This is a genomic window from Portibacter lacus (assembly GCF_021533215.1).
Lineage (GTDB): Bacteria > Bacteroidota > Bacteroidia > Chitinophagales > Saprospiraceae > Portibacter > Portibacter lacus.
The window spans coordinates 363,088-374,315 of sequence record NZ_JAJNKA010000004.1; the positions used below are offsets into that span (position 1 = coordinate 363,088).

The window sequence follows — 11,228 nt, forward strand, 5'->3', positions numbered from 1 at the left end:
TTAATGGGAACCTTTAGGATTAGGATATAGGTGATCTTCGTTTTCGTCTCTTTGAGTTAAACATTTAAAGTCCTTTTCGAAAACTACTTTCAGATCATTTTGGGAGAAAGAAATGGAAACCTGATCACTGCCATGAAGACTTGATACTTCTTCTTTATTTAAAAACAATTGACAATTTTGGTTTTGTTGGTCAATACTGTGTTTTTCCGGATGAGTATGAACTTGAAAAGTTAATTGTCCACTTGGAAATAAGATGCTAGATGATATTGCTCCATTCGAAACGATCAAATCCATTTCATCCATTGATACTCTAAATCTGATAGACTGATTAAGTATTCTTACTTTCATTCGCGCTCTTTTTATTAATGTAAGAAGGATTATATTTTACCATCATATGAATCCATAAAGATCGAGAAATTCTAAGAAGTTTGAAAAACAATAAGGCAGCTAAAGCCGCAACAACGCCCATAGCAGCTTCTATAGACCATCCAGCAGCAAAAACAAGTAGTAGCGCAACACCAATGAAAAACCATCCCGAAAAGATGTATGAAATAAACATGGCTCCATAATAAAATCCTGGTTCGGGTTCGAAACGCTGACCACAGACTTCACATGAATGATTCATGTCTAAAGGATTAGACATGGAAAATGGTTTTTTAAACAAATTGGATTGTCGACATCTTGGACAATTGTAATTAAAAATACTTTTGATAATGGACATAAAAAGTTTACATATTACAATTACAATTCTCTAAACATTCGATGATTAGAGAAACATCTCTTTCCTTCAAAGAATATAACATAGAACGACCATCTCTTTTTACAGAAAGTAGACCTTTCAGCCTCATATTCTGAAGGTGGTGAGAAGTCAATGATTGTTCAGTACCAAGATTTTCACAAATCTCTGTTACTGATAATCTTGCATGTTGTTCAAGTAAATGTATTATACCAAGTCTTACTGGATGTGCAATGGTTTTTAGAATGTATGCAATCCGCTCAAGTTTATCCGCTTGGCTCTCATTTAAAAGTATTTTTTCTTCTGACATACACAAATATAAAAATTATTAATATTTATAAAAACATCTATTACCTCTCAATTGTTGTAGAATCCTTGCAAAGGTTAAATTTATTTATTGCAACCAGCTTATTTCCGGGGATTCTTCAATACTTTTTCAATTTTCAAAGATACCCCTTTCGGTAGTACACTTTGCTCTAAATTTATTCCTTCTAGTGTTAAATTAAAACCACTCATCACTTCTAGCGCTGATCCTGGGCCTCCATATTTTATGATTATGTTATCAACAGGGTCCGCCATTATAGTAAGGTTCTTTGAGATTACTAAAGGAGAACTTTCCAGATCTATTTCACTATTTAGTCCTGTATCAATTATAATCACATCCCCAGAAGTTGCACATCCTATTGCATTATGTAGTGTTCCTGCTCCAGAACTATTGGTCGAAGAAACATTAAGATTACATGGAGGTGCCACTCCATCATAGCAAATTTCGATTGAAACATTGGTTAATGAACCTATTGTATTCCCAAAGTTGAAAACCCCAAACAACCATTCACCATTGGCGTTCTCTCCATCCATATCACCCAAAGAACCTTCAGGTTGATATGTATTATTTACATTTGGTGGACAATCTACACCACTTATAGCAGATTCATCATCAAAGCCCATATCAAAATCGTCGACGTTCCCACAATTAAAAAAATCATAAAGTGTAATTTGGGTCCCTCCAGCAGATAACAATACAAATGCTAAGTCACCTACATTATTATGAGTTCCTGAGACATCAATTACATTTACATCTCTAATTATTTCATTTAAAGCAACAGGTATGGAAACAACTGATGCTGTTCCAGAACCGCCCCTATCTCTTACAATTGTCTTAGGTGTATCATTGGAAATAAATGTTTCACAAACCTTTATAATCTGACCTGTGGTAAATGTAAAATCAGACGAATACGAAGACATACCGCAACTATTTATTGATTTCACGCGCCAATAATAAGTTGTCGAAGCAACAAGTTCCGTACTGATTATAATTGAATTACTAGCTATGGCTGCAGATTCAATTAGACTACCTGTTCCATTAGGTCCTGTCCTTAACTCATATTCGTAAGTCCCAGCTGTAGGTACTGCACTCCAAGCTAATTCTGGATTAAGATTTATATCTACCGCATTATTTGCTGGTGAAATTAAAGTCGGTGTTGTCGTTGGCTCATAGAGCTCCAACTCGTAATTTTTAGTTCTTACATTACCACCTGAACTAGCAACTACGTCAAGTGTAAAACTGCCTACATTACTTCCGAAATTACTTAAGGTTACTGTTGCTGAATTTCCTGGTGTCAATGGATTGCTTGAATAACTAGCATTAGCGCCACTTGGAAGTCCTGTGATATTTAATGTTACAGGTGTAGTATAATTCCCTATCTGATTTACATTAACATCAAACATAATTGATTCATCATTGCACGTTTCGCCTGCAGCAGGAACCACATCAATTGTATATCCATCCACACCAACTTCCACTTCAAAATCAGCATCATTGATATCAAAAAAGATGTTATCTGAACACTTAACCATAACTCTTGCCGTGGTTGTGAGCCCTGCAGGAACAACGAATGATTCCGTTCCATCATTATCTACATTAGATAGAAGTGTGATCGGATAGGTTAATCCTCCATCCGTAGACATGAACACATCGACATTTGAACAACTCACAGGAGCTTGATCCGTGCCAGCAACATCCCAAGTTAAAGTTATACTTTCACCTTCTGCAACGGTACTTGGAATCGAGGTATCATCTACCAAAAATGGTCCAGAGGTTCCATCTACCGTGATGGTCATATCTGTTTCGTCCGTACAACCTACTGTTAAAGCATGATCTCTTACGGTCACTCTCCAATCCATTGTCCTTCCTACTGAAGGCAGAACTTCCCATGTCGGTGTCGTGTTAGCGATAATTGCGGAAATATTGGGAAGGTATCTTTTGTTATCTGAAGTTGGATTAATAGATCTAAAAGCCGGGCCACCCGTATTTCCTGATACTGGTGGCATCGTTGCTACTTCATTATCCATTTGTTCCCAGCAATAAGTTAGATTATCTCCATCCGCATCTATTGCTTCCGCTTCTAAAACTAAAAACGTTGATTTCGGGACGGTATAATTGTTTACTAGTGATACCACCGGCGCACTATTCCCAAAACTCGATACAACTGCGCAGTTTGTACTTGTAATATGGGCAGACATTTCTTCTATAGAAATGGCATGAAAATAAGGATCGCTATTATTCTGGACATTAGGTGAACATATACCAGCGTAACCCATAATCGTACTCGCGCTACCTGGTTCTACTGCTGTTCCTCCATTCCTGTTGCAACTATTATTTTGGGTGTGATTTGCTCCGAATTGGTGCCCCATTTCATGTGCCACATAATCTATCCAGAATGGGTCATTAATTGGATTAGGTTGTCCTGTCACGCCACCCGCTTTACTAGTGTTATTACATAGTGATTCTAAATATGCAACACCACTATCTGTAGTACAGAATATATGGCCGATATCATAATTCCCATTTCCTATGACATTATCTACATTCGTTTGATTCTCACCTAATAGTGCACTCGGGTTCAAGTTTTGATATGGATCTGTAGCACCATCAGTATAAACCAACAAATCATTATTAGCTATTAAGATCATTCTGCAGGCGACCTCTTGCTCATACACGCCATTAATTCTATTCATTGCTGTTACGATCGCTGCTTGTCCTAGTGCAACTGTCCCTCCATGAAAATCAGTATATTCTCCAGTTGCAGCAACTGCTAGTCGATACTCACGAAGCATGCAATCACCCGCAAATCGACTTTTCTCCGATTTCTCAGCTTCGATCAACTTCGAATCTGTCAAACAATTCCAATCACTCTGACTCCTAATATCCGACTTCCGATATATAATCCTGCGCTCATTATCATTAGACTGGTAAGGATCTATATAAGTTTCGCCACTATCATCCGAAATAACAGCTCTAATACCATTCAAAGTATAATCTAAGCGAATAGATCTGTTTTTCGTGCTCTTAGATCTTCCATAAAAAGTCTTAAAATCTGGATACTTCCTTGCTAAACCAGCCTCCATCATTGAATATTCCACAATTTCAAAATCATCTACACTTCCATCTGCAAGCATTATTTTCAAGCTCGAGGTTTCTGAATTCCTACTATTGGATTCCATAGGCGCTTTCCATAATACTTCCTTGATCTCTTGATCACTAATTCTTGCTAGGATAAATTGATCTGGCTTAATTTTTTGTTCGCCAAGGTTAGGAACATTTCTTTGATTTTCTACAGTCCATGACTGCGCTCCTATCTCTATAGCACTGACGCTTAGAAGTAAACATGCTAGGATTATTATTCTATACATTTAAAGGGTATTAAGATTAAAGGTCTATTTTATTTTTGCTTCATTCCACAATTCATCCATTTCTGTTAAACTCATTTCTTCAAGAGGTCGGTCCGCATTCTCCTCAATATATTCAAATCTTGTCTTAAATTTTCGATTAACCTTCTCTAATGCCGTTTCGGGGTCAATTCCTTTAAAGCGAGCGTAATTAATTAACGAGAAAAGTACATCACCAAATTCATCTTCTGCTTCTTCTGGTGTCTTTGCTTCCTTAAATTCTTGAATCTCCTCCTCTACCTTTTCCCAAACTTGACCTGCATTCTCCCATTCAAATCCTACTTGCTTCGTTTTTTCCTGCATTCGATATGCCTTAACCATGGCTGGGAGGGAAACAGGAACTCCAGAAAGAACGGATTTCTTGCCTTCTTGTAGTTTTAATTTTTCCCAATTCTGTTTTACTTCCTCTTCATTCTCTACTTTCACATCTCCATAAATATGTGGATGACGGTGAATTAGTTTCTCACATACTGCATGAAGTGCATCTGTAATATTCCATGCACCTTTTTCATCTGCTATCTTAGCATAGAAAACCATATGTAACATAATATCACCTATTTCTTCTTTGACTTCCTCTAAGTCATTGTTCAAAATCGCATCTGCAAGTTCATACGTTTCTTCTATTGTCAAATTTCTGAGAGATTCCAGAGTTTGCTTCCTATCCCATGGACATTTTTCTCTTAACTCATCCATTATCGTTAGCAATCTTCCGAAAGCTTCTAATTTTTCATCCATTATTATGATAATTCCATTCTTTTTAACAAACTTTGTTGCCACTAATATCGTTATACTTCAACACAAGTCAAACAAACAATGAACGAATTATTATATACAATGCTAATTATTTTCGGAGTTTTTGGGATTTCATTCCTATTAATAAACATCCGTCATATAGTTACAGGTAATGAATTTAGAGGTACATGTGCAACGAATAACCCAATGCTTAAGAGTGAAATTGGCGAGTGCACGGTTTGTGGTCGTAGTCCAGATGAAGAGTGCAAAATGCCTGAGGTGAAGCCTGCATAATGCAGTTCACCTATAAAATCCTAGATAGATTTCTTAGATATAAATTAGCCATTCAACCTATAAAAGGTTAGAATTTCGATAAAAATTAATGCTTATAAAAAATGTGTTAATTTGATTGGATTCCAGATTCCTTCTCTTGAACACGTTTTAATGGTGTAAATCTTAAATTATTTTTGAGAATATTTAAGCGCAAAATTTACAATTAAGCTTAATCCTAATAACAATACAGTAACGTAAAATACGAGCATAACGTTAGGTTTATAAATAGTTTAGTAGTGCCAAAAATTGGCAATCATTAAATAATATTACTGTTAGGGGGAACTTCTCAAGTTGTAACAAATAAAGGTAAATTAACTAACCTCTCCAAATTTCATCCTCCCAAATTTCATATATTTATTTTACATATAAATATTAAGTTTCAAAGCTAATATTACTTTTTCTACATTCTTTACAATTAGTGCTTTATAAGCTCAAAATGTAGCGGTGGAGTACTATACTAACTTTAAATACTTCATATACATGTGACACGGTAAAATACCCTACCCCGCAATTAATCTGACACTTTTTAAAATATTGTAAATTATACTATATATCACACTGTAAATCTGACAATTACATAATTATTTTAATATAAAACCTGCGCTTTAATATGTTAAGAAAATCCAAAAGGAAGAAATAAAAAACATGGCTTTCAGAAAAGATGTTATTTTTATGATCCACAACATATGTATAAAAAATGAAATATATCCTGAATCTCATTTTGAGTTTTTTGTTCTTTTTACCTCTTCATTCCCAAGCACCAGATAAATTAACCTCCGGAGAAATATTTCAAAAACTTGAAAAATTAAACTTTTTAGGATCTGTTTTATACGTTGCAGCACATCCAGATGACGAGAATACAAGACTCATATCCTATTTCTCTAATGCCGTTCATGCCAATACAGCATACCTATCATTAACTCGAGGAGACGGAGGACAAAATTTGATCGGACCTGAAATCAGAGAACAATTAGGCGTAATGAGAACGCAAGAACTACTCCAAGCCCGAGCAATCGACGGAGGAAAGCAGTTCTTCACTAGAGCGAATGATTTTGGGTATTCTAAACATCCGGACGAAACATTTGCCATCTGGAATAAAAAAGAAGTGATGTCAGATGTAGTGTGGACCATTAGAAAATTCAGACCGGATGTTATTGTTAATCGTTTTGATCATAGGTCTCCAGGTTCTACTCATGGTCACCATACCGGATCTGCAATGCTGTCTGTAGAGGCTTTCGATTTAACCAATGACAAATCTGTCTACCCTGAACAATTGAAATATGTAGAAACTTGGCAACCGACAAGGTTGTTTTTCAATACTTCTTGGTGGTTTTATGGAAGTAGGGATAAATTCGAGGAAGCAGACAAATCTAACTTAGTCGCAGTTGACGCTGGAGTCTACTACCCTATTCTCGGAAAATCAAATACCGAAATTGCAGCGGAAGCTAGAAGTATGCACAAGTGCCAAGGCTTCGGCTCTTCTGGAACAAGAGGAAGTGAGTCTGAATACATGGAATTTCTAAAAGGAGATCGTCCTACGGAAATGAAAGATCCTTTCGAAGGTATTAATACCACTTGGTCTAGAGTAAAAGGAGGCAAGCCTATCGGTGAAGCTGTAAGTAAAATAATTAAAGAGTTTAATTTTGAAAAGCCATATGAATCTGTTGTTGAATTGGTCAATGTAAGAAAAATGGTTTCAAGCATTTCTGATGAACATTGGAAAGAAACCAAATTAGCCGAAGTTGATGAAATCATCCAACAATGTTTAGGATTATTCGCTGAGGTCAGAGTAAATAATCCATCAGCATCTCCAGGAGAAAAACTATCCGCGAATATTGAGATTATCAATAGAGCACCCATTGATCTAAAACTAGTTTCTATAAACCTAACGCCTGGTGAACAAGAACTTAACGTGAATGAGATCCTTGAAAACAACAAGCGTTTTAATACTAAACTAGATTTCTCGATACCTAAAGATGCGCCATATTCTTCAGCTTATTGGTTGAATTCAGATGCAACTCTGGGCATGTACAGTGTGAAAGATCAGCTCTTAAGGGGAACACCAGAAAACAAGCCTCCTTATACTGCTACTTATACATTCGAAATAGATGGAAATACATTCTCCGTGACCTCAGCAATTATTTACAAAACTTCAGACCCTGTGAAAGGAGAAGTATATGAACCATTCGAGATTATTCCTGCTTTTTCTGTTAAACTATTAAGTGAGGTATTTATTTTTCCAGATGCACAGAGCAAAGACATCACTGTAGTGGTGAAAGCTGGCAAAAACGATGTTAAGGGAAGCTTAGAACTTTGTCACCCAAATGGCTGGACCGTAAGTCCAGCGAAATACGAGGTAGAGATTGCAGATAAAGGTGCCGAGAAAGTATTCAAGTTCGAAGTAACACCACCTAAAGATCAAGATGAGAACTTTATAGTGCCATTAATATTCGATACAGATAGTGTATCCTACACCAATGAAGTTTCTTTAATTAAGTACGATCATATTCCTACTCAAACGGTAATATCAGATGCGAGTGCTAAAGTTGTAAAACTAGATATTCAGATTAGAGGTAAGAAAGTTGCCTACATTATGGGTGCTGGTGACAAAATTCCAGAGAGTTTAGAACAGATCGGATATCAGGTGGATGTTATCGATATCGATGAAGCAAGTGTAGAAAATCTCAGTAAATTCGATGCCTTAATTTTAGGAGTAAGAGCATATAATACCGTTGATAGAATACAATTCTACCATGATAACTTCCTTGAATATGTGAAACAAGGTGGAACGATGATCGTGCAATATAATACGAACAGAGGAACGCGTGTAGACGAACTTGGCCCCTACCCGATGAAACTTTCGAGGGATCGAGTAACAAATGAAAATGCAGAAGTGCGAATGTTGCTTCCAGAACATGAAGTATTAAATTATCCAAATAAGATTACACAGAAGGATTTCGAAAATTGGCAACAAGAAAGAGGTTTATATTTCCCTAATGAATGGGCTGACCAATATGATGCAATTTTATCTTCTAATGATCCGGGCGAAGATCCGAAAAACGGAGGTTTGTTAGTTGCTAAGTACGGTGAAGGTTATTATATCTATACTGGTTACTCTTGGTTCAGAGAATTACCACCAGGAGTAGCGGGCGCTTACAGAATTTTTGCTAATTTAGTTTCCATTGGCAAATATGATAGACCTTAATATGGAAGAGAGCAATAAAAAGTGGAACATGATGTATTTACTGGTCATAGGTGCAAATATCATCTATGTGCTTATTTTTCTGTTTGTAACATTAAGCACAAAATAATATGAGTCAAATTGACTGGATCATTCTAATCGGAACCCTGCTTTTTATTATTGTCTACGGATTATATAAAACCAGAAAAGAAAACACCTCTGAATCCTATCTGAAAGGAGGAAGTGACTCAAAATGGTGGACCATAGGATTGTCAGTGATGGCAACTCAAGCGAGTGCGATTACTTTTCTTTCCACACCAGGACAAGCATTTGATAAAGGATTGGGATTCGTTCAATTTTACTTCGGCCTACCATTAGCCATGGTCGTTCTTTGTATTACGTTTGTACCGATCTTTTATCGGCTGAAGGTTTTCACAGCCTATGAATATTTAGAACAAAGATTTGACTTAAAAACAAGGACGCTAGCAGCATTTTTATTTCTAGTGCAACGTGGACTTGCTGCAGGTATTACAATATACGCGCCGGCGATCATCTTCTCAGTTTTGCTGGGATGGAATCTAAAACTGACTTGTGTAGTCATCGGAATCTTGGTTATTATATATACCGTTTCAGGTGGAACTAAGGCGGTCTCCGTTACCCAAAAGCAACAAATGATCATCATTTTATCTGGAATGGTCATTGCTTTTTTCATCATTCTAGGACTTCTTCCAGAAGACATGAATTTCTCAACAGCAATGGAACTTGCAGGAGCTTCAGGAAAGACGAAAGCAATAGATTTTTCGGTCAATTTTGAAGAAAGGTATACCTTTTGGTCTGGAATCACTGGAGGTTTCTTCTTAGCCCTCGCTTATTTCGGAACAGATCAATCGCAGGTTCAACGTTATCTAAGTGGAAAATCTTTAAGAGAAAGTAGACTTGGGCTGTTATTTAATGGACTTTTCAAATTGCCACTTCAATTTTTCATTCTTATCGTCGGAGTTATGGTATTTGTATTTTTCCAATTTACAAATAATCCACTAAACTTTAATCCCGCGGCAGAAGAAACGATTAAAGCTAGTCCATATGCTGCTGAATACGCTCAAGTAGAAGAAGAATACCAACTTCTCCAGAATGAAAAATCAGCATTATCTAGACAATTTATAGCAGCGTCTAATGCAGACGACGAATCTAAATTAGGTCAGATTAAGGAGCTATTAAAAGAAAAAGAAGCTGGTCTTTCCCAACTGAGAGAGTCTGGTCGTCAGATCATGAATGATTCTGGGCTTGAAATCGAATCTAATGATAGAGATTATGTTTTCCTAAGTTTCATTCTCAAGTATCTACCTAAGGGACTTATTGGACTATTACTTGCTGTGATTTTATCTGCAGCTATGTCTTCTACCGCGGCAGAAATTAATGCGCTCGGAACTACAACTGCTGTGGATTTCTACAAGCGAAATATTAAGAAAGAGATTACGGATAAACAATACTTGAATGCGAGTAAGATGTTTACCCTTGGCTGGGGAATCATGGCGATTATAGTCGCATCTACCGCAAGTCTTTTTGACAACCTTATCCAGTTGGTCAACTACATTGGCTCCATTTTTTATGGAACAATTCTAGGGATATTCTTGGTTGCTTTTTATGTGAAACGAGTAAAGTCCAAAGCGGTATTTATAGGTGCATTAGTAGCACAGTGTATTGTCATAGCTTTAACATTCGCCACTGATTCTTATTTGTGGTTCAATGTTGTCGGATGTTTTTCAGTAATCATAATTTCATATATTATTCAGATGTTTATTGGACGGGAAGAATAATTATTCATGCTTTGAAAATCCCTGGTCTTCATTATAGTCCAGGCGCGAGATTGTTTCAAAATCTTAGCTAAAATGGTATAATTAAAATGCTCTTACTGCTCTTACATCTTTCGAATGAGTTTTGGGTCTGCTTTCTATTGGGAATAATTCAGAAGGATTCATAATTACAGTAACTGCATTAAAGGAACTGGATTCAAGTGAAGACCAAAATTGGTTGTAGTCAGCTATTACCTCTCCCCCATTTTCCAATAATTTATTATTTATTGTTGTAAAATGCTCTCTAAATTCTAATAAAGTAGAAACAGTGGGTAAAAACCAATCATCATACCCATCATAAACATAATCATCGCACACTTTAGCAGCAATGTCCGACCCTCCACAAGAATTCAATATATCAATAGTATTTTGAGCTCCATCTCCTATTTCACCACCATCAGCACCAGTTATATCCATATTATTACACCCAAATTCCCTGTTTCTTAAATCTTCTAAAGAAAGAACTAACCCATGAGCACCTCCTTCCTCGAGGTAAAAGACAATACCACCCTGAATATAGTCACCGATTTCTACTAAACCGATGGTCGAATCAAAACTAACCCAGTAAGATCCATTAAAAAAGAAGGGTAACTTATGAGTTGTATTATATACAATTAGTCCTTCAGCCGGTTCAATAATTGATTTTATTTAAGTCGAAGAAAGT

General features: G+C 36.4%; 9 protein-coding genes. 3 read left to right on the forward strand and 6 right to left on the reverse strand.

The genetic code is table 11. From position 1 onward, the window contains the following. The 5 genes from L2586_RS09005 to mazG form a co-directional block, all read right to left on the reverse strand. Complete coding sequence (locus tag L2586_RS09005) at nucleotides 1-348, reverse strand: DUF7009 family protein (protein WP_235292551.1); 348 nt, start codon at nucleotides 346-348, stop codon at nucleotides 1-3. After that, nucleotides 329-643, reverse strand: a complete 315-nt coding sequence (locus L2586_RS09010; RefSeq protein WP_235292552.1) for a DUF983 domain-containing protein — start codon at nucleotides 641-643, stop codon at nucleotides 329-331. Before L2586_RS09010 ends, L2586_RS09005 begins: the two co-directional genes overlap by 20 nt. Before the next feature lie 85 nt (nucleotides 644-728). Next, the gene (locus tag L2586_RS09015) at nucleotides 729-1,046 is read right to left on the reverse strand and encodes an ArsR/SmtB family transcription factor (protein WP_235292553.1); all 318 of its coding nucleotides are present in this window, start codon (nucleotides 1,044-1,046) and stop codon (nucleotides 729-731) included. A gap of 98 nt (nucleotides 1,047-1,144) precedes the next feature. Next, entirely contained in the window at nucleotides 1,145-4,429 is a 3,285-nt protein-coding gene (locus tag L2586_RS09020; RefSeq protein ID WP_235292554.1) for a reprolysin-like metallopeptidase, read from the reverse strand. A gap of 24 nt (nucleotides 4,430-4,453) precedes the next feature. Further along, on the reverse strand, nucleotides 4,454-5,200 hold the full coding sequence (mazG, locus tag L2586_RS09025) for a nucleoside triphosphate pyrophosphohydrolase (RefSeq protein WP_262914134.1): 747 nt from the start codon (nucleotides 5,198-5,200) through the stop codon (nucleotides 4,454-4,456). 78 nt (nucleotides 5,201-5,278) lie between these two features. Here mazG and L2586_RS09030 point away from each other — a divergent pair, with 78 nt between their 5' ends. The 3 genes from L2586_RS09030 (at nucleotide 5,279) to L2586_RS09040 (ending at nucleotide 10,528) form a co-directional block, all read left to right on the forward strand. Beyond that, nucleotides 5,279-5,491: a hypothetical protein gene (locus L2586_RS09030; RefSeq protein ID WP_235292556.1), complete on the forward strand. Its 213-nt coding sequence runs from the start codon at nucleotides 5,279-5,281 to the stop codon at nucleotides 5,489-5,491. A gap of 736 nt (nucleotides 5,492-6,227) precedes the next feature. Beyond that, nucleotides 6,228-8,735 carry a PIG-L family deacetylase gene (locus tag L2586_RS09035; protein WP_235292557.1) on the forward strand — a complete coding sequence of 836 codons (2,508 nt, stop codon included), beginning with the start codon at nucleotides 6,228-6,230 and terminating at the stop codon, nucleotides 8,733-8,735. 107 nt (nucleotides 8,736-8,842) lie between these two features. Beyond that, nucleotides 8,843-10,528, forward strand: coding sequence for a sodium:solute symporter (locus tag L2586_RS09040; protein WP_235292558.1), 1,686 nt, complete (start codon nucleotides 8,843-8,845; stop codon nucleotides 10,526-10,528). Between the two features lie 81 nt (nucleotides 10,529-10,609). Here L2586_RS09040 and L2586_RS09045 read toward each other — a convergent pair whose 3' ends face one another. Further along, nucleotides 10,610-10,981, reverse strand: coding sequence for a hypothetical protein (locus L2586_RS09045; protein WP_235292559.1), 372 nt, complete (start codon nucleotides 10,979-10,981; stop codon nucleotides 10,610-10,612). Between the last annotated feature and the right edge of the window lie 247 nt (nucleotides 10,982-11,228).